Origin of the sequence: Aquidulcibacter sp., from assembly GCF_049239865.1 — a bacterium.
Lineage (GTDB): Bacteria > Pseudomonadota > Alphaproteobacteria > Caulobacterales > Aquidulcibacteraceae > Aquidulcibacter.
Window position 1 is genome coordinate 56,320 of sequence record NZ_JBMLTR010000144.1, and the last position, 25,175, is coordinate 81,494.

The window sequence follows — 25,175 nt, forward strand, 5'->3', positions numbered from 1 at the left end:
GCCAGAGCCTGTCACCCACGGCTTTGGCCCCTGCGCTAAGCTCTAAAGGTCTTCACATGAAAGGCCTAAACCATGTTTCCATCTTCTGTTACCAAACGTCGCCTCACTGCTACTCTTGTCGTTCCAACAATCCTCTGCCTTATCGCGGCGGCTCCCGTGGTGCCTCCGCCCACGACCAAAACAGCCCCCCATTTGATGGCGGGCCAATGGCAGTTGAGCCAAAGTATGAATCTCGGGCCTGATGCCGATCAGATCCAAACCCGCAAGGCGTGTTATTCGGAAGCGAGTCTCCAAACGGACGCCATGGCTCCTTTCAAACCCGCGCCACCGCAAGGGCGTGAGGCGGTTGCTTGCCAGACCCAGAATGTCATCGTTGAGGGTAATTGGGTGCGCTTTGAAACGCGTTGCGCCATGCCCTTTGGCACCATGGTCACAAGTTGGCAGGGCAATTTCGATGATGAGGACTTTATGGTTGTTGGAAGAGCTCAATTCTTGCGACGCATCATCGAAACCAAGGTGAGCGGTCGGCGCTTAGGGGCCTGTCCCGATTAGGTCGTGTCACAATCAAACCATGCTGGCGAAGAATTGTTTTTCCAGCGGCAACATGGCCGCACCGATGGCACAGGCGTCGACTTTGGTCTCAGACAAGAGGAATTTCGGCAAGGGCCGGGGTTCCTCGCGCCGGGCGTCATCATAAAGTTCGATCATCGGAATAATCTTTTGTGACAGCTCTGCTGGAAGGCGGCCCCCCAGCACAATCGCCTCAGGGTCTAGCAAAGCGGCAATCGACGAGGCAATGAGAGAGAGCGGGTCGCGCGCCCGCTCGATCCATGCGTCAATGCCTGGCCAGTTCACATCAAAGCGCGCCAACATCTCCGAAATGCTCGACATCTCAATGCCCTGTTCGCGGATCGAGGCCAAAAGGGTTTCAAGTGTGGGCAGTTCAAACATATTGCGCGGCAAGATAAGACCAATCTCGCCACCATTGCCATGGATACCGCGCAACAGCTGGTGGTTCGAAATGACGCCACCGCCAATACCGGCCGCGATGAAGACATAGACAAAGTTTGCATAGCGTCGGCCGACACCCAATAAACTTTCCCCGATGGCGGCGGCATTGCCATCATTCTCTACCCAAGCAGGCAGCCCAAGCGCTTCGGTGAATAGGTGGTCAATATCCACCATGGCCCAATCGTCTAGCGCTGAAGGTGGATTATAGCGAGCCCGGCCATCGAGACTATAGCCCGATATGCCAACACCAACACCCAACAAGCGGTCTTTGGCGCGCGGGTGGCGCTTTAGAAATCCGTGTACGGTTTCATCAAGCTGCGCGAACACGGCGTTTCGGCTCATCTTCGGCATTTCGACATAATGATAATCGACGACTTGGCCGGCAAAATCCATCAAAAGGACGGACATCGCATCTGTCATCAGCGCGACACCGAGCGAATAAGCATAGCTTGGCGCGATCTCTAGCTTCAACCGCGGTTGGCCCCGCTTGCCATTGGGAATCCGTCCACCCGATTGGACGGCACCACGTGCCAACAAGCCATTCACCAATCGTGAGACCGTTTGCTGAGAGAGTTCGGTTGCCGTCACAATGTCTGGCTGCGCGGCGCCCTTATTGCGCAGAATATGGCTCAGAATCGCCATTTCGCTGTCAGAGGGCAGCTCAAACTGGTCAGGGGATAGGAACGTCTGCGTCATGGAGATCAGTTTGACGCGAAGTTTATCGGAGCGCAACTCGTCCACCGCTGAATAATACTTGTCATAAGTTATATTCCTGCTAGTCTTAAAACATTCATGAACAGTTGGGGTCTTTGCGGAAACCCAACGACGGGGAGAGAAACAATGAAAACAGCGTCAAAACTGGCGATCGCTTTGGGCGGCGTGTCGCTTTTTGCCTTCGCACCGATTGCTTGGGCCCAGAATCAATCAGCGCCTGCAGCGAGCGATGCACCGGAGAAAGAAGTCGAAGTTGTTATCGTAACGGGGACAAGCCGCAGCCGGGTAGCCTTGGATACCCCGTTGGCCGTAACCCAATTGAACGCGCAAGCCTTGTCGCGCCTGTCGTCGGGTGGCCAAGCCGACATTTTGAACTCAGTGCCAACGATCAAAGCGGATGGCGGCGGCGGTGAAGTTGCTGCCAACATCTTTGTGAAGGGTCTACCTTCGGGCGGCCAGTATCAGTTCACGCCGCTGATGTATGATGGCATCACCGTCCTTTCGAGTTTTGGTCTGAACTCCTCAGCCTATGACGTTTATTATCGCAACGATTTGGGCGTTCAGCGCCTTGAGTTTGTGCGCGGTGGTGTGTCTAACTTGTTTGGACCGGGATCGGTTGCAGGCCTGATCAACTATATTAGCAAAAAAGGTGGCGACAGTTATCAAGGCGTCGCGCAAGTGGAAGTGGCCGAAGAAGGCCGTGTTCGCGGTGACTTTGCTGTCAGCGGTCCGATCAGCGACAATTTATTCTATGCGGTTTCTGGCTTTTATCGCAGCGATAAAGGGCCACTGGACACCAATCTTGATACGGTCGGCGGCCAGATTCGCGGTAATCTCGACTATCGCTTTGGCGATGGCAGTGGCTCGGTGACCCTGTCGGGCCAATATATCGACGACCAAGCCCAATTCTATTTGCCGATCCCGCTCAATGGTGCAAGCCGCGAGCGCTTGGTTGGTAATGACGGTCAGATCGTCAATTCCGTCCAGAATGACTTCGGTCCCAGCTTGGGCTTTAAGACCCCAACCGGCAATTTCGTCTCTGACATCAATGACGGTGTTGCTACCACGGGTGGCCTCGTCGCTTTGTCCTTTGACAAGAGTTTTGGCGATTCTGGTTGGGCCGCCAATGGCCGCATCAAATATAGCGATTATAAGCACAAGTTTGGCTTGTTCTCCGACGGCGATGGCGTGATCAACGTGCCCGAAACCTTGCAGAGCTTCCTGACCAATCGTGGCCTTGGCAGCACGGCCAATGCGAACTTCACCTTCGTCGGCGGTGGCACAGTGGCAGCCAATTCCTTGCTGTTTGCCAACCGCTTTACTGACCGCGTGCGCCCTGCGGAAGACTTCACCACGGAAGTCAATCTGACCAAGGGCTTCGTGACCGGGGCAATGGACCACAGCGTCACTTTGGGGGCTTTCTACGGCAATGCTAGCGCGGGCGATTATAACGTCACCACGACCTATTTGGCAGAACTGAACAACCGCCCTCGCTTGGTCAATCTGGTTGTCACCAATGGTGCCGCTCAAACCATCGTGTCGCGCAATGGTCTTTTGAACGCAGGTGCTGGCTATGTGAATAACCGTCACGAGGCAGAGCGCTATGCGGGCTATTTCGCTGATCAGATCAAGATTGGCGAGAAGTTCAACCTCGACATTGGTTTCCGGGTTGAAAAGCTGATGGGCAACATCAGCCGTGAACGGACGGCCACAGTGGTCACCGATTCTACCACGGCCAATCTGTCGACGGCCCTCCGCGATGTGATTTGGGGTAATGGCGCTTTCACCAAGGGCAAGGTCTCCACCACTGAGTGGGCCGGAGCCATCGGCGGTCTCTATAAGGCAACCGACCGGGTGAGCCTCTATGCCAACTTCTCGCGCGGCTATTTCTTCCCAGAATTGCGCTCGGTGTCGTTCAATAGCTTGTTCCAACCTTCGACCTTCAAGGCCGAAATCATCAATCAGGGCGAAATCGGTCTGAAGATGAATATGAAGCGCGTGTCTTTGACGCTCGCGGGCCTTGCGACCAGCTTGGACAATCGTCGCCAAGTCTTGTTCGTCAATGATGGTGCTGGTGGCTTCACCGAAAAGGTCAATTTGGTTGGTACCGAATCCTATGCGGTTGAAGGTACGATTGACTATAAGATCACCTCGAACTTGCGCTTCAGCGGCAACATGACCTTGCAGTCGAACCAATATAGCGCGTTTGACTCAAACACCGCCTTGATTGGCAAGGACGTCGAGCGCCAGCCTGGCTTCTTGTACAATGCTGGCCTCTATTATGATGATGGCAAGTGGGATGCGTCCCTCTTCACCAATTTCACGGGCACCAACTATACGTCGTCCAGCAACACGATCTTGTTGGATGAGTGGAACATCGTGAATTTGGACCTCGGCTATACGATGCCAATCGGTAATCAAACCGCGCGCTTCAGCCTCAATGTCTATAATTTGACCGATGAGGATGCGGTGACAGAGGGCTCGCCACGGCAGGACAATAACCAAGCCGCCAATGGTGCATTCTTCGTAGGCCGGCCCGTGCTGCCACGCCGCATCATGGCACGCGTAACCTACAGCTTCTGAAGCTGGTGATCCAAAATGTGCAGGGCTTGGCGCAAGTCCGGCCTTGCACGTTTTCCTTCCAACCGCGACTTTGATCGAAGTCTACTGGCATTTTGCTGGGGCGGAGCACGCGCATCATGACGTATCGCACCATGCTGACTGATTATTTCGCTGCAGCCATTGCCGCCGCAAGCCCTCGGCTTGTATTGCCGCCCGCGTTGCCGAAAGATTTGGTCAGAGGTAAAACCTTCGTTCTGGCCTATGGCAAGGCTGCGGCTGAAATGGCTTTGGTTGCGGCTGAAACCTTGGACGGGCCGGTGACCGGGCTTGCGGTGACGCGTCATGGTCATGGTGTGGATTTAAGTCATACCAAGATTGAATTGATTGAAGCCCGCCACCCGGTTCCAGACGACCATAGTCTGCAAGCCGGAACAAGGATGCTAGAGTTCGCCTCGACAGCAGGTCCGGACGATCGGGTCATTTTTTTGGCGTCTGGCGGTGGGTCGGCCCTTTTGTGTGCACCAGCTCAAGGCATTACTTTGGCTGAGAAGCAGGCGATGACCGACGCTTTGGTGCGTTCGGGTGCACCTATTCAAGACATAAATCTGGTGCGCCGCCATTTGTCGCGGGTGAAGGGTGGGCGGCTTGGCGCGGTTGCAGGCGCAAGGGGTGCGGAGCTTTTGACCTATGTCATCTCAGATGTGGCGGGTGATGATCCAGCTCTTGTCGCTTCTGGTCCCAGCATTGCGTCGAACTTTTATCCTGAAGGCGCTTTGTCTGTGTTGCTTAAGGCCGGTGTTGAGGTGCCAGAGCATGTCCGCAGCGCGATACACGGCAATCAGCCCGCCACCGTGGTCGATCATCCCGTCAAGGTGCTCGCCACCAATGGAGACGCCTTGGCCGCTGTTGAAAGCCGCGCCCGTGCGGACGGCTGGAACGTGATTGACGCGGGTAAAGCTTTGACGGGCGATGCGGCGACCTGTGGCAAAGCCCATGCTTTGCGGGCCCAGATGTATGCTCGTACACCCGGTCGGCATCTGATGATTTCAGGTGGCGAATTGACGGTCACCAAAGCCCGCAAAGACGGCCAGGGTGGCCCTAATCTTGAGTATTTAGTCGGTCTGATGTCGGCTTTGCCGCACACTGCCAAGATCGAAGCCCTTGCGGGCGATACAGATGGGATTGACGGGACCCAAGACAATGCCGGCGGCTATTTGCATGCATCCTGGGTGCCGCAAAGCGATGCGGCCCATGCCTTAGAATCCAATCGCACCTATCCCCTTGTTGAGCGCTTCGGCGGTCTGATTATGACCGGCCCGACGCGCACCAATGTGAATGATATTCGCCTGATTGCCATTGAAGGAGCTTCCACGTGACGCAGGACCTTTCCCAGCTTGCCCAAGAGATTTTGCGCCGAAATGATCGTGGCGGCTATACCGTCCCAACCCATGGCCTCTACCCCTACCAATGGAATTGGGACTCTGCTTTTGTCGCTTTGGGGTTTGCGGAATTTGACCGAGATCGCGCTTGGCAAGAAATTGAGACGTTGATCTCGGGTCAGTGGGAAGATGGCATGATCCCGCACATCATCTTCCACAAGGATGACCCCGGCTATTTCCCGGGGCCGTCGGTTTGGGCAACAGGTAAAACGCCTGCGACCTCTGGTATCACCCAGCCCCCGGTTCTGGCCACGATTGTCCGCAAGCTCTGGGAAGATGAAGGCGCAGACCCCGCCAACCCCCGCATGCGCGCGCTCTATCAGGCCTGCGTGAAGAGCCACCGCTGGTTTCACACCTACCGCGATCCCTTGGGCAATGGCCTTGTGATGGTGACCCATAATTGGGAGACAGGTCGCGATAATAGCAGCGAGTGGGATGATGCGCTCGCGCGGGTCGATACCTCTGGCGTCGGTACCTACCAGCGTCGCGATACGGGTCATGTCGACGCGGCAATGCGCCCGACAGCTGTTGAATATGACCGCTATGTCGCCATCCTTCAGTTTGGCCGCAAGTCGGGTTGGAACCATCGTGAGATCGCCGACCATGGCCCATTCCGTATGCTGGATGTCGGCATGTCGATGGAATTGTTGCGCGCCAATCGCGACCTATTGGTACTGGCACAGGCCTTGGGCGACACGGCGGTGGTGGCGGAACTTGAAGCTCGTATCACCTTGTCTGAAGCTGGCATGGACTGGCTGTGGCATGAGGAAGTCGGGGCCTATTGTTCGCGTGATGTCACGACAGGGGAAAGCTCTGGCCTTGTGACCAATGCCAGCTTCCTTGCCTTTTATGCGGGCGTGGGCTCATCGGCCCAACGCCGGCGCCTTTTGGCCGCATTGGACCGCATGACCGGAAGTGCCACTTATTTGGTGCCGAGCTTGGAAGCAGGCAGCCGCGCCTACGACCACAAGCGCTATTGGCGCGGACCCATTTGGCTCGTGGTTAGCTATATGGTCGGCCAAGGCCTAGCTGAAGCAGGCCATGAGGATTGGGCGGAGCGCATCCGCACCGACTCTCGCAAGCTAATCGAGCTATCAGGCTTTTATGAGAGTTTTAGCCCAGAGACGGGCGCAGGGTCTGGTGGACCAGATTTTTCTTGGACAGCGGCCATGTGGCTTGCGTGGTGCGGAAAGTGAGGCAGGACATGACCGACAAGCAACTCAAACCCGCCCCGGATAATTATCCTTGGATCTTGATCGCCCTTCTGTGGATGGTGTCATTCCTGAATGCGGCCGACCGCTCCATCCTCAACTCCGTTAAACCCTTATTGCGCGACGCTTTCAGCCTGACAGACGTTCAGCTAGGGATCATCGATACGACCTTTTTCTGGACATATGCCGTCTGCGCCTTTGTGTTTGGCCGGATGGGCGACAGTGTCCGTCGCCGTCATATGATTATTTTCGGGCTGGTCTTTTGGAGTCTGGCGACCGGCATTATGCCGCTGGCGACGGGCTTTGCCATGTTGCTAGGTATGCGGACTTTGGTGGCGATTGGAGAGTCGACCTATTATCCAACTGCAACCGCTCTCATCAGTTCGTGGCATAAGCCAAGCATGCGCAGCCGTGCGCTATCGATCCATCAGACCGCTGTTTTCGCGGGTGGGGGCATTGGCGGCTGGGTGGCGGGTAAGCTGGCCGATCATCACGGCTGGGCCGCGCCCTTCATCGTCTTTGCCGCCCTTGGCTTTGTGGTGATGGCCATTCTCTACAAAATGCTGCGGGATGACGCCCCCGGTGTGCCTGTTGTTAAAGACGACAAACGTGCTGAGCCCATTGGGATTATTTTGAAGAATCCATCCGCCTTGTTGCTCTGCTTTGTTTTCTTTTTGGCAACCTCGGCCTCTTCTGGGGTTTTGAATTGGTGCAACACCTATGCCCATGACGAATTGGGACTGAACCTCGCTGACAGTGCGTTGGTTGGCCCCGTCATGATCACGACGGCAGGCTTCTTTTCTGTCTTGGTCGGCGGCTTTATGGCTGACAAATTTGCAGCCCAGAGCCCAATCGGTCGTTTCAGTGTTTTGGCAATTGGTTTGAGCTTTGCTGCCCTATTCCTTGTGCCATTTCCTTGGGTGTCGAATGCCACGGGTGTGGGGCTTTTGTTGTTTGCAACCAGCTTTGGCAAAGGTTTGTTTGATGGGTGTATCTATGCCGCCATGCATGATGTGATGCCACCAGAGGCGCGGGCAACGGCTGCCGGCCTGATGACCATGTTGGGCTTTATCGGGGCGGGGATCACCAGTTTCGCATTGCCAGCTATGGCGGTTTATACGGGCTTAGCGGCTGGCTTCGCGATGATGGCTGGCCTTTATGCCATCGCCGTAGTCGCGTTGATCTTTGCTCGGCCGATGCTTCGCCAATCGGTCGCGGCGCAAGCTGGTGGTCCCGGCCATGACTAAGTTGATGCAATCAGGCGCGCAGGTCGCCCTTGCCAGCCGCACAATTCCCGCTAGAGGGGGAGCCCGCATGGTTGGCGAACGAAAAAGGGCTGAGGCGTGAGCAAGTTTGGTGGCATTGATGCGGGCGGAACGTCGTGGCGCTGCGCGGTCTTTGAAGACAAAGACTCGATCCTCGCGCGGACTTCTTTTCCAACCACCACGCCTGCTGAGACTTTGGCGCGTGCGATCGCCTTCTTTAATGACCATAAGGACAAAGGCTTGGCGGTTAGCCGTATCGGCATTGCCTGTTTTGGACCCTTGGCGGTCAATCCTGCCAGTCCGCGTTGGGGCCATATCCTTGCTACCACCAAGCCGCACTGGTCGGGGACCGATGTTGCCGGGCAAATGGCGGCAGGGACAGGCTGTCCAATCGCGCTGGAGACCGACGTCACCGCAGCGGCCTTTGCAGAACGGGCTTGGGGCGCGGGCCAAGGCTTGGATGATGTGGCTTATGTGACCGTGGGCACAGGTATTGGTGCTGGGATCATTTTGGGCGGCAGAGCGGTTTGGGGCACGATGCATCCCGAAGCAGGCCATATGCGGGCACCCCGGCATCCAGAGGATCTGGCTTTTGCCGGCGTTTGTCCGTTTCATGGCGATTGTATTGAAGGGTTAGCCTCTGCGCCTGCGCTCTTGGCGCGTTGGGGCATGGATGCGTCGCAATTGCCAGATGATCACCCCGCTTGGGACATCGAAGCGCACTATCTGGCACATCTGGCAGCCAATCTGGTGCTGACCACGGCTGTGAAGCGCGTCATTTTTGGTGGCGGCGTAATGGCCCGTGGCGGCCTTGTGGAACGGGTCTCCGCCAAGGCAAAAGCCCTCATTGGCCCGTATGGAACAGCCGCACCTGGCGAAGGTGGTTTTGAGATTGTGGGGGCGGGTCTCGGCCTAGACTCAGGGCTTCTAGGTGCGCTTTGGCTGGCTGAACAGGCACAATCCTAGAGCAAAAGCCGTCATCATCGGCGCATTGCAAGGCGATATCCACGCGTAACTAGCACAAAAAACCTAACTCTGTCAGAGCGTAAGAAACTTTGTGAACTTTTTTATGCAATGGATTGCATTATCGTTCTTGCAATCCATTGCATAGATGGTATCAAAAAGATCAGGCAGGCCGTCAGAGCCTTAGCTATAAACAAACACCGGGAGTTAAGTTATGAAGGTTGCCCAATTCTCTAATTGCGTTTCTGCGATTGCGCTGGTTACCGCGCTCGCGGCAGGTGCGCCCGCCATGGCCCAACAGGCCGCAGCAGCACCCCAAGAACCCGAAGGTCTGGAAGTCGTTATCGTGACCGCCTCGGGTGGTAATCGCACCCAAATCAACAGCTCGGTCTCTGTGACCACGGTCAATGCGCAGGCGATTGCGGACTTTAAGCCAAGCTCCGAATCTGAATTGCTGCGGATGATCCCAGGTATTCAAGTTGCTGGTACCGCAGGTCCTGGTGGTAACTCCAACATTGCCGTGCGCGGTTTGCCCGTCGCCACGGGTGGTTCGCCTTTCGTGCAAATCCAAGAAGATGGCCTGCCAACGGTTTTGTTTGGTGACATCCAGTTCGGCAACAATGATTACTGGACCCGCTTTGACGCCAGCGTCGCCAATGTCGAAGGCGTACGCGGTGGCTCGGCCTCCACCTATGCCTCGCAAGCACCAGGTGCGGTCATCAACTACATTTCCAACACTGGCCAACAGCAAGGTGGCTATGCCCAGCTCAGCACCGGTCTCGGCTTTAGCGAAAACCGCTTAGACTTCCGCTATGGTGGCCCCATCAGCGACCAGACCCGCTTCCACGTTGGCGGTTATTACAAGAAGGGCAGCGGCCCATTGGACGCAGGCTATGACGTCAGCAACTCTTACCAAATCAAGGGCAATCTGACCCATGATTTTGCCGACAACAAAGGCTTTGTTCGGGTTCTGGTGAAGATCGCTGACACGCAGGAGCCAAACTATACCGGCTCGCCAGCTCTTGCTTCGATCAATGGTTTGGAAGTCTCCAACATCGAGCCATTCCCCGGCTTTGATGGCCGCGAAGGCTCGAACTATTCGGTCTATAACAAAGACTTCTTGATCTTTAACCGCGATGGCGTGCTCGAGCGCGTCAAAATGGATGGCATCACCACTAAGGCGACCTCCTTGGGCGGTCAGCTGCGCTACAATGTCAATGACAATTGGAGCGTCGATAACAACTTCCGTTGGACGGATATGAGCGGCGGCTTTGCCTCGCCCTTCTTGAACGTCGCAACCCGCGCCAGTGTGATTGGCTCGGTCATCAGCCGTCCAGGTCTGCCCAATGCGACTGTGGCCAGCATCCGCTATGCCGCTGGTCCTAAGGCTGGCCAAGCTTTCACCGACACCTATGTCGACAATAACGTCAATGTTCGCACCAACATCCGCGACATCGGCAGCACGGCAAACGACTTCAAGCTAACCGGCAAATACGATACGGGCTTCGGCGCTGTCACGGCACGGGTTGGCTATTTCTACATGAAGCAGAACATTGCCATGGACTGGCATGTCAACAAGTCTCTGCGTGAACTGAGTGGCAATAACCCATCGCAATTGGATCTCTTTGATGCCGCAGGCAACAAGCTGACCCAAGAAGGTATCTCGGGCTATAACAACAATTGGGGCGATTGCTGCGCCCGCGATTACGACCTCTCCTACACCAACACCGCGCCTTATATCGCGTTGGAATTGGACGCAGAAAAGTTTGCTCTCGACGGCTCAGTCCGCTTTGAATCGGTTGAAGCCAGCGGCAATACCGTTGCTGGTGGCTCTGAATTCTTGGTCAATTCCGGTGGCGTTCAGATCGCAACGATCCGTGCCAATGGTGCTCGCGAAAATCTGAACTACACCCGCGACTATACCTCTTGGTCGTTTGGGGCTTTGTACAAAGTCAACGAAGACACCAGCGTCTTCCTACGTCGCTCGAAAGGTGGCCGTTTCAACGGTGACCGTCAGACCGTCAGCGGCAAGATCAACGCCAATGGCTCGCTCACCCAAGCTGGCCGCACCGCTTCGGTCGACTTTGTGAACCAAGACGAATTGGGCGTGAAGAACCGTGGCGACCTGTTGGGTGGCCGCTACACGCTGGAATTCACCTTGCTGCAAGGCGACTTCAAGCAGAGCACATTTGAATTGTCGGCCACACGTTGCCCCGGCGGTTCGGGTGGTTGCGTGATCGACGCGAAATATGAGTCGAGCGGTGCAGAAGCCTATGCCACCTATCGCAACGGCCCACTCTCGGTCATTGGTAACGCCACCTATTCGAACGCAAAAATCTCGCGTCCAAATGGTAGCGGTGTCTCGGGTCCCTTCACCCGCGCACCCGGCATTCCTGACCTGAGCTTCACCGTCGCAGCCAATTACGACTTTAATGACAAAGTCACGTTGGGCGTCAGCACCACGGGCCAGACCTCGTCGATCGACGACGCCGGCCGCGAATATCCAGGTGGTGCAATCCTGAACGCAACGGCGAAATATTCGTTGTTGAAGAATGTCGAACTCAGCCTCTCGGCTTACAACTTGTTCGACAAGTTCGACTTGCGCGGTAATGGTGGTGTGGCAAACGCTGCTGTAAACCCAGTCGTCATCAGTGGTAACCCAGCTTTGGGTCGCACCTTGACGGCAGCGATCCGCTACACCTTCTAAAGCGTGTTTTGATCCTTAAGGATCAAAGTTGCGGGTTAAATCTAAATTGGAGCAACAGCTTATCCGTTCTATCTGGTAAAGATAGAACGGGCGTTGCTCAAAAAGTGAAAGCTGTCGAAGCGGAGGCTTGAAGCCAGACTTGGTTTCCTGCCAATGCTAAGAACGAGATGAGGCTCCCTTCAGGGCAGGGAGCTTGATAGATGGGGCTGATCGCATCTGCTTTCGGCCCCATTTGTTCGACCGAGCTGAAACTCTGGATCAAGGAGGCGTTATGACCCCATCATCAGATCGACGCATCCGCTCCATCGTCATCGTCGGCGGTGGGTCTGCTGGCTGGATGACCGCTGCCGCCTTGGCCAATACCCTCAAGCAGGATTGTGAGATTAAGCTCGTCGAGTCCGAATTGATCGGGACCGTGGGCGTTGGCGAAGCCACCATTCCGCCGATCCGCACCTTCAATGAGATGCTGGGCATTGATGAGCGCGAATTTGTTGCCAAGACGAAAGGCTCCTTCAAGCTCGGTATTGAGTTTGTGAATTGGGGTCGTCAGGGCAATCGCTATTTCCACCCCTTTGGCCCTCATGGCCGTGCCTTTGATATTGTGGGCCTTCACCATTTCTGGCTGAAAGCACGTGAAGCTGGCGATACAACGTCGTTTGACGATTTCTCCATGGCTTGGTCTTTGGCACAGCGTGGCCGCTTTACGCGCCCCAGCCCAGACCCCCGCCAGGTCATGTCGACGTTCGACTATGCCTATCATTTTGACGCAGGCCTCTATGCGCGCTTGTTGCGGGACTATGCTGAGGCTCGAGGCGTCAAGCGCCATGAAGGTAAAGTCGTCAGCGTCCGTCAACACGGCGAGACCGGCTTTGTCGAAGGCGTTACGCTGGAGAGCGGGCTGGAGCTGACCGGCGATCTCTTCATCGATTGCTCGGGCTTCCGGGGTCTGTTGATCGGCGAAGCGCTCAAAGTCGGCTATCAGGATTGGACCCACTGGCTGCCGTGCGATCGCGCCGTGGCCATGCCATGCGCCAAGGTTGGCGACATGCTGCCCTTTACGCGCTCCACCGCCTGCGAGGCCGGTTGGCAGTGGCGCATTCCACTCCAGCACCGCACGGGCAATGGCTATGTCTATTGTAGCAAGTTCATCTCCGACGAAGATGCCGAAGCCTCACTTCGCGCCAATCTGGACGGAGAGGCATTGGCCGGGCCGAACAAGCTGCGCTTTACCACCGGGCGTCGCGACAAGTTTTGGGACAAGAATGTGGTGGCCATTGGCCTGTCCAGTGGTTTCTTAGAGCCGCTTGAATCCACCTCGATCCACTTGATCCAAGCCGGCATTTCAAAGCTGCTTGCCCTCTTCCCACAGCGCGATTTTGATCCGCTGATCGTGGACGAGTACAACCATATCGCGTCGACCGAGTTTGAGCGCATCCGTGACTTCTTGGTCCTGCACTATAAGCTCACGACCCGGGATGACAGCCCGCTTTGGCGCTATTGCGCCAGCATGGACATTCCCGACACCTTGCAGCTGAAGATTGACCACTTCCGCCGATACGGACGTCATATCGCGCGCGACATGGATTTGTTTGGTCAGCCAAGCTGGCTTGCGGTCCATATTGGCCAAGGCAATATCCCCCAAGATGTCGACCCCGTGTTTGACTTCCGGGGCATCGATGGCCGCGATTATTTGGGCAAGCTTAAAGCCGCGATGGTGGCGAGCGCCGAGCAAGTCTCCAGCCACCAAGCCTTTGTGAACACCCATTGTGCGGCAGAAGGCGCTATTGCCTAAGTGACCTCCCGCCACCTTCATGACCTTTCATTTCGATGACGACCGATCAGGACGAATTCAGCTTGCCTTCTACCCCTTCTCCGACCCTCCTGTCTGATCACAAGCAAGCTTGGCGGCCGAGCTTTTGGCGTGCGTCGCATCTGGCGCAGATTGACTTCGCCAATCTGCCCTGTCCCCGCGTCTTTGGGCAGGACGATGTCCACCATCTCAACCCCGCTTTGACCTTGTGGGACATTTGGCCCGTCCAATTGGACAATGGCGACCTTGTTGAGCTCGACAGCGGCAGCCTGTGGGTGATGTTGTCTGCGCCGCGTCTGCCAGACCCCGATGAGCGTCACAATATGGCGCGGATGCGCTTGCTCTTGAAGTCGGAAGCGGGTTGGCAGGATTGCGGCAATCTGTTGCCCGATGGCTTTTCCCCCGGCAGCCGCGAATGGTCAGGCTCGACAAGGCTTAATCCGGCAACTGGCGAAGTCACGCTTTGGTTTACTGCCGCTGGCCGACGTGGCGAAGCGAAGCCCGACTTTGAGCAGCGCTTGTTCCATGCTGTTGGCACGCTGGACGTAACGGGGGCGCTGCCCTGCGTCACCCAGTGGCGTAACCTGACTCCGACGGTCGCCAATCCCAGCCAATATTATGCTGACCTGTCCATCACCCAAGGCGTGCCCGGTCAAATTAAGGGCTTCCGCGACCCTTATTGGTTCCGTGATCCCCTCGATGGGGCGGGCTATGTGATGTTTACCGCCTCGCGCGCCTCGCGTTTGCCCGCTAGTCCCTATGATGGCGTGATTGGGTTAGCCAAGGCGACCGATGTCGACGGGCACCAGATGTTTGAGCTCTTGCCCCCCATTCTCGATGCCTTTGGCCTCGCCAGCGAGATGGAGCGGCCGCATATGTTTGTGCGCGATGGCCTCTATTACGTATTTTGGTCGACCCAATCCCACATCTTTGATGCCCGCTTTGCCAAAGGTCCAACCGGGCTCTTCGGCATGGTTGGACCCTCACTGTTTGGACCGTTTGAGCCGTTGAATGGCTCAGGCCTTGTGCTTGCCAATCCGCCAGAAGAGCCGCGCCAAGCCTATGCGTGGCAGGTGCTGCCCTCGCTGGAAGTGGTGAGCTTCTTGGACTTCTGGGGCCTCAAGGGTGGCGATATCCACCAAGATTCAGCCCTCAAACAAGCCCAATTCGCAGGCTCAATTGCGCCTTCCAGCCATTTGCGATTGGACGGTGCGAACACCCGTATCATCGACTAAGCTGGCTCGCGAATATCAAACGCCAAGCTTAAGCGTTCACCCGCTTCAATCGGTACTGTCCGGTGCCAATGGGTTGAGGGGAATAGCACGAGGGTGCCCGCTTGAGGGGCCACTTGATGGCTGACGCCAAGCGCGAGATTTAGCTCGGGCGGGCCTTCGCCAAATTGCAAATAGCCCGCAGGCGCCGGGCCCGCATCCGTCGCGCTTGGCATATCAATATGCAAGGCTGAACTGATCCAACCACGGGGATGGGTATGGATGCTATGGAAACCGCCCGCCTTCAACAAGACGGACCAACTGCCCTCAAACAGGATGGGTCGGTCACGCGGCGGGGCTAGCAACGGATGCCCTGTCTGCGGCGCGGGCAGATCAGCCAGATAGGTCGCCACCGCTTTCACGATCTTGTCGCGCACCAGCTGGATAATCGGGATGGGGCGGAAAAATAGCTGTCGATCGGTTTGCGTACCGCCTTTGACCGATTGCTCAATATAGGGGGCTTGGGCGGTGTGGAGTGCGCGCAAACGGGTGGCCAGTTCGGCAAGCTTTGTCGCATTTAGGTCCAAGTCGATGGCGCGCACATAGTCCGCCGTCATCCCATCGAGCCAGTCTGACAATGGATCATTGAGCAGGCGCCAGCACAAAGACACATAGGGCCAGAACAAGCGGGCGTGGGGTGTTGAAAGATAGGGCTTCGCGCGGGCAAGCGCCGCCTCTGGATTGCCTAGGCGCAGGGCGTGACGGACCCGGCACACATCAAGGCCAGGGTCGGCCCAATCTGCCAAAGGATCAAACAAATCTGGGTCCCGACTTAACGGCCCGCCGCTTTCACTCTCAATTGAGACTCGCGCGACTTCCAACCCTCGACTTGGGCCGAAGGCCTGCCGCGCTGCCTCGACGCTGGCGCGCGCCGCTTCCCACGCCCGTGCGGTCGAGAGGAGATGGATGTGGGCTAGCCGCAGGCTGAGGCTATCGGGCAAAGCCGCAATCGCGCGTTGATAGCTTTCGTCAAAACTCTCCCGCGCGCCAATTGCCACCCGCAAAGTCGCGAAGCTTTTGTGGCCGTCGAGCCATTGGGGATGAAGGGCCAAGGTATCGAGCAGGATGGATTGAGCGCGCTCTGCCTCGCCTTCGGCGGCCAAAGCTGCGGTATAGGTGCGGATCAGCTGCGGATTGGCGGGGTCGAGGTGTAAAGCGCGCTCAAAAGCTGCAACCGCATCGCGGCCTGTCTCAAACCGCACTTGCGCATGGGCAAAGGCGGCGATGGGGTTTGTAGGGTTGTCGGTGACAGCACGCTCTAAAGCCTCAAGCGCGCCCTCCATATCCTGAAGGTCGCGCTGAGCCAGTCCAATCTGTAGCCAATCGATTGCCATCATCCTGCCTAAGCGGGACGCTTATCCCGCACCCACAAGACGCAGACTGCCGCAATCATCAGCATGATGCCAGCCATGGTGATCACATGGCGTGGGTCGCCGCCCATCAGGGGCTTGTAATAGAAGGGCAGAGTAGCAGCGATCAGAAGCATCGGGATAACAATCATCATGTTGAAAATCCCCATGTAAACGCCCGTGCGCTCTGGCGGCACAGCGCCTGAGAGGATCACAAACGGATTGCCCATGATGCTGGCCCACGCCAAACCGATTCCGATGGCTGGGATGAAGAGGAGGGCCTTGTCGCTGATATGGGGCATGAAGAGCATGCCAATACCGCCTAAGGTGAGGCAACATGCGTGCATGATTTCCGGGCCATAGCGCTTGGTAAAGGGCACCATCGCAAAGGCTGCGATAAAGGCGATCCCATTATAAAAGCCGCCAATTTCCCCATTGGTGACCACCGCCATTCGGAAGCCTTCGGACACAGCCTCGGACGTGCCATAGACCGAACGGCCGATTGAATAAATGATATAGCCCCAATAGGCCGCCATCCCGTACCATTGAAACAAACTCATGAGCGCAAGTTTGCGCATCACTTGGGGCATGGTGACAATGGCATCCCAGATTTCGAGGAGCGTCCCTTTCACTGTCAGCGGTTTACTCTTGATATAGGCCAATTCCGCTTCGGTCAGTGGCAGTTCGCGCACCCTGAAAACCGACCAAAGGATCGTGCTGATCGATAAGACCGCCCCAATGGTAAAGGCGACTTTGGTTGTTTCAGGGATATTGTGGGCATCGACGGCATTTACATCAAAGCCCAAAAGATTGATCATGATCGAAGGTGATAGAAAGGCCAGCATTTGCGCCAGACCTGTAAAGGCGCTCTGTGACAGAAAGCCAAATTGGCGTTGATCGGGGTTTAGGCGGTCGCTGACATAGGCCCGATACGGTTCCATCGTGATGTTATTGCCCGCGTCCAAAATCCACAGGAGCGATACCGCCATCAGGATGGACGAGCTGAGCGGCATAAAGAAAAGCCCCAGCGAGCACATCACGGCACCGACGATGAAATAGGGCGTGCGGCGGCCCCATTTGCTGGCGGTGCGGTCACTCATCGCGCCAATAATGGGCTGGACCAAAAGACCTGTTAGCGGACCAGCGAGCTGCAGCAAGGGCAAAGAGGCTTCGTCTGCGCCTAGATAGCTATAGATCGGGCCCATATTGCCTTGTTGCAGGCCAAAGCTGAACTGCAAGCCGAGAAAGCCCAGATTCATTTCCGCAATGCGCCATAGCGGCAGGTGCGGCTTCATCGCCGGTTGAGTCATGTTCTTCCTCCCAAAAATACACCGGCGCTTATGCGCTCTGTTATCGAGGATTAACGCTAACGCAATCGATTGCAAAAGCAAGCGCAAGTTGCAATTGTGACCCATTCGGCTGTTTCAGGGTGGGGAGGTTTAACCGGCGCTCGTGCCGCCACACGACTTGCGCACGACAAGTTTGGGCAGAAGGGTGGCCGATGGCGCATCTTCGCCCGCCATGCGTTTGAATAAGAGGTCGACGATGGTCTTGGCGCCCTTGGCGAGGTCTTGTTGTACGCTGGTCAAGGGCGGGGTCGATTGGGCTGCGATGGCAATATCGTCAAAGCCCACGACGCTGACTTGCCCGGGCACATCCATGCCAGCGGCCGCTAGCGCTTGAATGGCGGCTAGGGCGATAATGTCAGAGGTGGCGAAGATGGCATCAAACTCAGTGCCGCTCTCGATCAATTCGCGCGCAGCTTCATAGGCGGTTTCAAACGAGAAATGCGCGGGGATAACAAGGGCAGGGTCTTGCTCAATACCCGCTGCGCGCAAGGCCCGCACATAGCCTTCATAACGCAGACTGATCTCGGGCAATTCCAGCATCCCCAAAAACGCAATCCGCTTGCGGCCAAGGCCCAAGAGATGATCCACTGCCCGACGTGCACCGCCGATATTATCGGTTCCGACCGAGCAATAGGTCTGTCCGTTCAAATGTCCGCCCCAGACGACCAAGGGATGATAGGATTCAGCGGCTTGATTCAGGGCTTCATGTTGATCGGATTGGCCGACAATCACCAAGCCATCTTGGCGATGGGATTGGATGATCCGATTGAGCCAACCTTCCGACGTGTCGGTGACGCGGCACAGCAGCACTTGATAGCCCCGCGTCGTGATCTCATCGGCCAAACGGCCAAACATCTCAATAAAGAATGGGTCAGAGATCAATTGCCCGACATCATGGCCGAGTGGAAACACCACACCAATCGTCTGGGTTTTGCGCATGCGCAGCGAACGCGCCGATTGATTGATGACATAGCCAGCTTCCGCCGCAATGCGCTGGATCTCGCGGCGCCGATCTTCTGGGATTAGCGGGTTATCGGCCAGCGCCCGCGAGACCGTGGACATAGAGACCTTCGCCAAGCGGGCCACATCGGCCATCTTCAAGGGGCCATCATCTGCCACAACACGTCTCCTATTGCGGATGCAAAGTTGTCAAAACTTGCCTGCGCTTTCTGAAACTCGATTTGAAAGCGAATGGTAATTTATGCAACCGATTTCTGCATAAAGGATATACTTAGTTTTGCGCTCTGACTGGAGTGTATTGTTGGCCAGCGTTGTGGCTTCAAAGAAAACTCACCCCTTCACCGGCTTCGCCGGAGCTTCCCCGCGAGCGGGGAAGCGGTCGCCGGCATCAATTGGTACACGCCGCTTCCCCGCTCGCGGGGAAGCTGTCCCGAAGGGACTGAAGGGGCTTTTGGCTCAATTTCTCAGAGGGTCGATTGATCACGCCCCTCACTCCGCCCGCTTCTTGCCATCCACCATGGCGCGGACCAAATTCTCGCGGTGACCGATTGAGGCAAGCGCGACGCCGCCAATATGCAGGATCACCAGTGCTAAAATCAGGTTCGCGCTGGCCTCATGCACATCTTCCCACGGGCTATCGTCTTCATCGCTGCGCCCGCGATCTTCGATCTGCAGGACGCTTTGAAAGGCGGCGGGTACGGGCGTGTGGTTTTCCATCGCCATGCCGGTCCCGGCGGTCAAGCTCATGGCGATTAGCAAAGCAATCACCATGAGGCCACCCGGTGGTGAGTGACCGATATGGCGTGTACCTTTGCCGGTCACCAAATTGGCCAGATAGCGAAACGCAGCCATGGGTGAGGCGAGGAAGTTTTCAAAGCGTGCATGCTCTGGCCCGGCAATTCCCCAGAACAGGCGGAACACCACATAGCCCGCAACGAAATAGCCCGCTGCCTGATGCAGGGTTTCGGGTTCGCCGCGTGTAATCAAGGCCGTGGCAATGGCGACCAGTAATAGCCAATGTCCGATGCGGACCAGTGGGTCCCAAACCCTCACCCAATTGGTTTCGGGCTTCGGCTCAGACGCGGCGCTGGGTGAGGGGGCTGCGGCCTCAGTCATGATCGCGCCCGCCATGATCGTCGTTACTTTCCTGCGACTCATCCTCGCCGCGCTCATGACGCGCACGATCTTCGCTGCGGCGCACATCCTCGGTCAGGACTTGGCCAGTCTTGGCGTCGATCACGCGGGATTCGGTACGGCTCTCCTGACGGTCGTCACGGTCGTCCTGATCCCTGTCGCTGATTTGGTTGGTGGGTTGGTTGGTCAGTGTATTGGTGTTTGTTGTGGTCTTGGCTGGCGATAATTGGCCTGAAGCGACAGCAAATCCTGCGACTGCCAGTGCGGCGACACCAATGCCAAGAGCGATGCGGATAGGGGTTGAAAGGGCCATGTGAAGTCTCCGGTTTGGGTTGTTGATGATCCGACCTTACCCGCCCCTTCCTGACGCCCTGCCGTTCCCAATCGTCAGCAAAGCGTCAGCTTGATGTCAGCGCCAATTCGTTACAGAGGGTTGGTATGAAGCGGATTGGCCCTTTTCTTGTCGTGATCCTTGCCGTGCTGGCTGGCTGTGGGCAGCCGCCGCAAGCGCCTGCGCCTGCGCAACACGAAGGTCCGGTTCAACCGGCAAGCAACAATCTGCCTTTCCTCAAAGTCCAAGCCATCGCCCTTGCCGCCGTGCCGGGAGAAGTCGTGAAAGTGGATTTGGAGAATGAGCATGGCCAAGACGTCTATGAGTTTAAAATCCTTGCGCCGTCAGGCCGCGTGATTGAGTTGGAGATTGCCGCTGCGACGGGCCAAATCCTGAAGCGGGAGGCCGATTGATGCGCGTGCTGTTGGTCGAAGATGATCCCGTGATCAGCGCTGCTCTCAAGGTAAGTCTCGAGGCAGCGGGCTTTTTGGTTGAGGCCTGTGGCGATGGAGAGCGGGCTTGGGCGCTGGGTAGTGACGAAGACTTCGATGCTGTCATTCTGGATCTGGGCTTGCCGCGATTGGACGGATTGTCTGTCTTGAAGCGTTGGCGGCAAGAAGGCCGTGCCATGCCGGTCATTATTTTGTCCGCACGCGGGTCTTGGGCAGAAAAGGTGGAAGGTATTGAGGCGGGGGCCGATGATTATCTCGCCAAGCCGTTTGAGCCGCCCGAGCTAATTGCCCGCTTGCGTGGATTGATCCGCCGGGCCGCTGGACGCACCGGCAATGTGATTACTGCGGGCCGCCTTAGCCTCGATCTGTTTCGCGCCACTGTCACCTATGACGGGGCACAAGTGCGCCTCTCGCCCTTGGAGTTTCGGCTTTTAGACCTACTCGCCAATGCTGGCGGGCGACCCTTATCGGCTGGTGAATTGGGCGAGCATTTGCACGGAACCGACATGCTGGACGCCAATGCGGTCGAAGCCTTGGTGGCGCGCCTTCGCCGCAAGATCGGGTCTGAGACCATCGAGACGCGGCGCGGCTTTGGCTATGTGTTGCGGGACTTAGCCCCATGAGCAAAAGGTCCAACAGCCTCAAGGTCCGGCTGTTTGCTTTGGCCGCGCTGTGGAATGGCTTAGCCTTAGGCTTTTCCTGGGTTGCGCTATCCTTGCTGTTTGAGCGCCATACAGAGCGGCAAGTGAGGGCGGAGTTGATCCGTCAGGGCGAAGCCTTGGTTGCAGGCGTGTCCATGGATGCGGCGGGGAAGCCCGTGCTCAGCCAGGCTCTGTATGACCCGCGATTTACCCGCCCTGCCAGCGGCCTTTACTGGTATGTCTCCAGCGAGAAAGGCAATTTACGCTCGCGCTCGCTTTGGGATGGCGCTTGGCCTTCGCTCACGCAGGCCCCGTCTCAAACATGGGAAAGCTTGACGACCAAGGGTCCGTTTGAGCCCGCCATGTTGCGGGTGGCCCGTACCATCCGCCCGGACGCAAAAGGGCCAGAGCTATTGATCGAAGTTGGGCAGGACTATGCTGTTATCACGCAGGCAAGGCAGGATTTTGCCCAAGAACTCGCGCTTTTCCTCTTGCTGCTCTGGTCGGTCTTGACCTTGGCCTCGGTGGTGCAAGTGACCCAAGGCCTACAGCCACTGGCGGCGCTGCGGGCGCGGCTGACGGGTCTGAAAGCCGATTCCAAGGCCCGGCTGGAGTCAGGGGAGCATCCGCAAGAAGTAGGGCCATTGATCCAAGCCATTAATGCGCTGGCCGATGCCCGCAGTGACGATATGGCCAAAGCGCGGGATCGGGCGCGCGATCTAGCCCATGCACTTAAAACGCCGCTCACCGCGCTTAAAATGCAAGTGGGCGACTTAGGCGATACCAAGTCGCAAACAGCGCTGCAGGAAAGCCTGTCGGTTCTCAATATTGCGGTTCAGGCAGAATTGGCGCGTGCCCAATTGGCCCCCGATGCGCGCGGTACGTGTCTGCTAGGACCGGTGATAGAGCGTTTGGTTCGCGTGGTCGGGCGTACCCCTGCCGGTTCGAGCCAGAGGTTTGAGCTTGAGGTGCCAGAAGAATGTCTTCTGCCGATCACCGAAGACAGTGCCTTTGAAGTGTTAGGCGCGCTTCTGGACAATGCAACCCGCCACGCCAATAGCCTCATCAGGGTTCGCGCCAGTGTCGAGGCTGGCGGCCTCAACGTGTCTGTCGAAGATGATGGACCGGGTCTATCACAAGATCAGAGCCGCTTGGCCATAGAGCGCGGTGTGCGCCTCGACGAAGCCATTGGCACCCAAGGCCTAGGCCTTGCCATCACGCGCGATGTGATTGCCGCCAGTGGTGGAGATTTGATCCTTGAGGCCTCCGACCTTGGCGGTCTGGCTGTGCGTTTGGTGTGGGCAAACACCGCGACTTAGCTTGCCAGCATTTCCCAACTAAAGCCGAAGCGGGCGAGATATTTGCGCAAGCGGTCGGCATCATTGACACTGGCGCGCTTGGTTCGGGAGGCCGCAAATAGCTTGCGCCCAGCCTCAGACAATGACGGGCTGGTCCGGCATGTATCGACCACATAGGCCAATTGCACCCGGTCAAAAGGGTCTAGGCCATCCAGCTCTTCGGCAGACAAAATGTCGGCCAAATCATCGGTTAGGGTCGTACCTCCGGTCCACACCCGCTGCAGCCGCGCGATCTCACCGGCAACCACGTCGCTATCAATCCGGCCCTTGGGCGAGAAGGTCGCCATCCGCGTGACACTGGCGGCCAGGTCTCGGAAGTTTCCTGACCAATGCGCCTCGCGAGACATAGCAAAGGCCAAATAGCGTTCCCGCGCTTCCTTGTTGAAGGTCACACGTGTGCCTTCGCGTGCGGCATATTTGTCGAGCTCATAATCCAGATTGGGCGCAATATCTTCGCGTCGATCGGCAAGGCCCGGCAGCGAAAAAGTCCAGAGATTCAAGCGGGCATAAAGGTCTTCGCGAAACCGACCCTGCGCGACACTCTGGGCTAGGTCTCGATTGGTCCCCGCGATAAGTTGGAAGTCACTGTGCATTTCCCGGTCGGCCCCAACGGGCAAAAAGCGCTTATCCTCAATGGCGCGCAGGATCATGGCCTGCTCGTCCAAGCCCAGTTCGCCAATTTCATCGAGGAACAACAGCCCGCCATCTGCGGCCCGTAACAGCCCCGGACGATCGGCTGATGCGCCGGTGAATGAGCCTCGCTTATGCCCAAACAAGGCCGACATCGCGCTGTCGCCGCGCAAGGTCGCGCAATTGACCTCCACCAAGGGGCCATTGACTTGGTGCTTGAGTTTTTTGAGTTCAAAGATGCGCCGTGCCAATTGGCTTTTGCCTGCCCCGGTCGGCCCCATCAATAGGATAGGGGCACGGGTGCGACTGGCTACCTGTTCAATCTCGTCGATCAGGGTGTTGAAGGTGCGGCTGCGCGTTTCAATGCCCGATTTCAAAAATGACGTGCTTTCAGCACTTTCTTTCGCGAAACGGGTGGCGATGGAATCGTAGCGCGACAAATCCAGATCGATCACACTCCAATAGCCTGCAGCATCGGGGATGCCGCGCTTGGGCTGGGTCTGGAGCAAGCGGCCCGGCAGATAGCGCGCTTCTGTCAGCAGATAGAGGCAGATTTGCGCGACGTGCGTCCCGGTCGTAATATGGATTAGATAATCTTCGGCCTCTGGATCCAGCCTTTGCGCACGGGCGAAGTCGAGGAGCTTCCCATAAACCTCTTCAAAGTCCCAAGGATTCTTGAAACTGATGGCGTGGCGCTCGACCGTGGTTTCGGGCGAGACCGAGGCGATGTCGGCCGTTACAAACTCAGCCAAGCGCCGATGGGCGGTGTCGTGGATCATCAAGAAGCGGTCGACCCGCAACTCCTCATGCATGCAGATTCCCACCGATGGCCGCCATTTCTGCCAGCGCGCTGGGCCATAGGGGGAGGCGTCGAGGGTCGAGCCAAGAATACTGATGACGGTGATCGGTCTCATGCGCCAAGATTATATATTCTTATATAGAATTATACAAATTGAGAGCAGCCGAAACCGGAGGATTTTCGCAATCTGCGTGAAATTAAGAAAAAACAGTAATACAAATCAATGCTGTATGATTTTTCTTCGACGGGTTGGCACAGCTTGGCACAGGCGTTGCTGTTGTATAGGCGCTGGGTCAGTCAAACAGCTCAGCCCGCAGGAATGGATGGGGCAGCCGGAATGGGCCGGCTGCCCCGGAAGTTCCAAAAAAGAGTTTTGCACGAGAGGTCTTTTCCCGCACATTGCGGCCAGACCTCTCTAGAGAAGAGAGAAGGAGGGCTTCGATGAGCGAGGCAGCATTTGAATTTACCGCCGTTGAAGGCGGGGTGCCGATCAAAATGTGGACGCGTGGCGTCCCCGTTGACGATAAGGCGCGCGAACAGCTCGCCAGCGCCGCGAAGATGCCGTTCATCTTCAAGCATGTTGCCGCTATGCCCGACGTCCATGTGGGGATTGGTGCAACGGTTGGCTCTGTCATTCCAACCAAGGGCGCGGTTATCCCCGCTGCAGTTGGGGTCGATATTGGCTGCGGCATGATGGCGGCACGGACTTCGCTGATGGCGCATGACTTGCCTGATAATCTGGAGGGCATCCGCCGGGCGATTGAGTTGGCCGTGCCCCATGGTCGCTCTGTTGGCCGCGGTAGTCGCGACAAGGGCTCGTGGAGCAATCCACCTGCCAGCATTATCGCGGCTTGGTCGCATTTGGTTGAGCGGTTTGACTTGATCTGCGCCAAATACCCCCGGTTCAAGAACACCAATCACTTGATGCATCTGGGGACCTTGGGGACCGGCAACCACTTTATCGAGCTCTGCTTGGATGAAGAGGCTCGGGTATGGGTTATGTTGCATTCCGGCTCGCGCGGGGTCGGCAATGCCATCGGCACCTATTTCATCGAACTGGCCAAGCAAGATATGCGCAAGTGGCATATCAATTTGCCAGATGAAGACTTGGCCTATTTCCCAGAAGGGACCGACCACTTCAACGACTATGTTGAGGCGGTGGGGTGGGCGCAAGACTTTGCCGCTTTGAACCGTCGCATGATGATGACCAATGTCATTG

The 25,175-nt window shown here is 57.0% G+C and carries 20 protein-coding genes; 13 read left to right on the forward strand and 7 right to left on the reverse strand.

The annotated features are described in order from the left end of the window. The first annotated feature begins 72 nt into the window (after positions 1-72). Positions 73-552, forward strand: coding sequence for a DUF3617 domain-containing protein (locus ACOVRA_RS10785; RefSeq protein WP_421720291.1), 480 nt, complete (start codon positions 73-75; stop codon positions 550-552). 12 nt (positions 553-564) lie between these two features. Here the strand turns inward: ACOVRA_RS10785 and ACOVRA_RS10790 are convergent, their stop codons facing one another. Next, positions 565-1,743, reverse strand: coding sequence for an ROK family transcriptional regulator (locus ACOVRA_RS10790; RefSeq protein WP_421720292.1), 1,179 nt, complete (start codon positions 1,741-1,743; stop codon positions 565-567). 108 nt (positions 1,744-1,851) lie between these two features. On the opposite strand from ACOVRA_RS10790, the gene ACOVRA_RS10795 reads away from it, so the two are divergent. From ACOVRA_RS10795 to ACOVRA_RS10830, 8 genes are all read left to right on the forward strand, one after another. Further along, positions 1,852-4,308 (forward strand): TonB-dependent receptor domain-containing protein, encoded by a 2,457-nt coding sequence (locus ACOVRA_RS10795; protein WP_421720293.1) that lies wholly within the window; start codon positions 1,852-1,854, stop codon positions 4,306-4,308. Positions 4,309-4,424: 116 nt separating this feature from the next. Further along, complete coding sequence (locus tag ACOVRA_RS10800) at positions 4,425-5,663, forward strand: glycerate kinase type-2 family protein (RefSeq protein ID WP_421720294.1); 1,239 nt, start codon at positions 4,425-4,427, stop codon at positions 5,661-5,663. Then, positions 5,660-6,922, forward strand: a complete 1,263-nt coding sequence (locus ACOVRA_RS10805) for an MGH1-like glycoside hydrolase domain-containing protein (protein WP_421720295.1) — start codon at positions 5,660-5,662, stop codon at positions 6,920-6,922. Before ACOVRA_RS10800 ends, ACOVRA_RS10805 begins: the two co-directional genes overlap by 4 nt. Positions 6,923-6,930: 8 nt before the next feature. Then, the gene (locus ACOVRA_RS10810) at positions 6,931-8,184 is read left to right on the forward strand and encodes an MFS transporter (protein ID WP_292933711.1); all 1,254 of its coding nucleotides are present in this window, start codon (positions 6,931-6,933) and stop codon (positions 8,182-8,184) included. 96 nt (positions 8,185-8,280) lie between these two features. Beyond that, positions 8,281-9,168, forward strand: coding sequence for an ROK family protein (locus tag ACOVRA_RS10815; RefSeq protein WP_421720296.1), 888 nt, complete (start codon positions 8,281-8,283; stop codon positions 9,166-9,168). A 211-nt stretch (positions 9,169-9,379) separates the two neighbouring features. Further along, positions 9,380-11,872: a TonB-dependent receptor gene (locus ACOVRA_RS10820; RefSeq protein WP_421720297.1), complete on the forward strand. Its 2,493-nt coding sequence runs from the start codon at positions 9,380-9,382 to the stop codon at positions 11,870-11,872. 271 nt (positions 11,873-12,143) lie between these two features. Then, positions 12,144-13,664 carry a tryptophan halogenase family protein gene (locus tag ACOVRA_RS10825; protein WP_421720298.1) on the forward strand — a complete coding sequence of 507 codons (1,521 nt, stop codon included), beginning with the start codon at positions 12,144-12,146 and terminating at the stop codon, positions 13,662-13,664. A gap of 35 nt (positions 13,665-13,699) precedes the next feature. Further along, complete coding sequence (locus tag ACOVRA_RS10830; protein ID WP_421720299.1) at positions 13,700-14,917, forward strand: glycoside hydrolase family 68 protein; 1,218 nt, start codon at positions 13,700-13,702, stop codon at positions 14,915-14,917. Here ACOVRA_RS10830 and ACOVRA_RS10835 read toward each other — a convergent pair. The 5 genes from ACOVRA_RS10835 to ACOVRA_RS10855 form a co-directional block, all read right to left on the reverse strand. After that, a complete protein-coding gene (locus ACOVRA_RS10835; protein ID WP_421720300.1) occupies positions 14,914-16,287 on the reverse strand; it encodes a putative 2OG-Fe(II) oxygenase in 1,374 nt (457 codons plus the stop codon). The two genes, ACOVRA_RS10830 and ACOVRA_RS10835, sit on opposite strands and share 4 nt — an antisense overlap. 8 nt (positions 16,288-16,295) lie before the next feature. Continuing rightward, positions 16,296-17,612: an MFS transporter gene (locus ACOVRA_RS10840; protein ID WP_421720301.1), complete on the reverse strand. Its 1,317-nt coding sequence runs from the start codon at positions 17,610-17,612 to the stop codon at positions 16,296-16,298. A 129-nt stretch (positions 17,613-17,741) separates the two neighbouring features. Then, positions 17,742-18,746, reverse strand: coding sequence for a LacI family DNA-binding transcriptional regulator (locus ACOVRA_RS10845; protein WP_292933738.1), 1,005 nt, complete (start codon positions 18,744-18,746; stop codon positions 17,742-17,744). Positions 18,747-19,100: 354 nt separating this feature from the next. Continuing rightward, positions 19,101-19,769, reverse strand: a complete 669-nt coding sequence (locus ACOVRA_RS10850; protein WP_421720302.1) for a cytochrome b/b6 domain-containing protein — start codon at positions 19,767-19,769, stop codon at positions 19,101-19,103. Beyond that, positions 19,720-20,058 carry a hypothetical protein gene (locus tag ACOVRA_RS10855; RefSeq protein ID WP_421720303.1) on the reverse strand — a complete coding sequence of 113 codons (339 nt, stop codon included), beginning with the start codon at positions 20,056-20,058 and terminating at the stop codon, positions 19,720-19,722. Before ACOVRA_RS10855 ends, ACOVRA_RS10850 begins: the two co-directional genes overlap by 50 nt. Before the next feature lie 125 nt (positions 20,059-20,183). Between ACOVRA_RS10855 and ACOVRA_RS10860 the strand changes: the two genes are divergently transcribed. The 3 genes from ACOVRA_RS10860 to ACOVRA_RS10870 are packed head-to-tail and all read left to right on the forward strand — an operon-like array spanning position 20,184 to position 22,488. Continuing rightward, positions 20,184-20,489, forward strand: a complete 306-nt coding sequence (locus ACOVRA_RS10860; RefSeq protein WP_292933696.1) for a PepSY domain-containing protein — start codon at positions 20,184-20,186, stop codon at positions 20,487-20,489. Then, complete coding sequence (locus tag ACOVRA_RS10865) at positions 20,489-21,151, forward strand: response regulator transcription factor (RefSeq protein ID WP_421720304.1); 663 nt, start codon at positions 20,489-20,491, stop codon at positions 21,149-21,151. Before ACOVRA_RS10860 ends, ACOVRA_RS10865 begins: the two co-directional genes overlap by 1 nt. Then, positions 21,148-22,488 carry a sensor histidine kinase gene (locus ACOVRA_RS10870; protein WP_421720305.1) on the forward strand — a complete coding sequence of 447 codons (1,341 nt, stop codon included), beginning with the start codon at positions 21,148-21,150 and terminating at the stop codon, positions 22,486-22,488. The genes ACOVRA_RS10865 and ACOVRA_RS10870 overlap by 4 nt, the downstream gene beginning before the upstream one ends. Here the strand turns inward: ACOVRA_RS10870 and rtcR are convergent. Further along, positions 22,485-24,071 carry an RNA repair transcriptional activator RtcR gene (gene rtcR / locus ACOVRA_RS10875; RefSeq protein WP_421720306.1) on the reverse strand — a complete coding sequence of 529 codons (1,587 nt, stop codon included), beginning with the start codon at positions 24,069-24,071 and terminating at the stop codon, positions 22,485-22,487. The genes ACOVRA_RS10870 and rtcR overlap by 4 nt on opposite strands. 326 nt (positions 24,072-24,397) lie before the next feature. On the opposite strand from rtcR, the gene ACOVRA_RS10880 reads away from it, so the two are divergent. Then, on the forward strand, positions 24,398-25,175 hold a 778-nt coding region (locus tag ACOVRA_RS10880), incomplete at its 3' end, for an RtcB family protein (protein WP_421720307.1).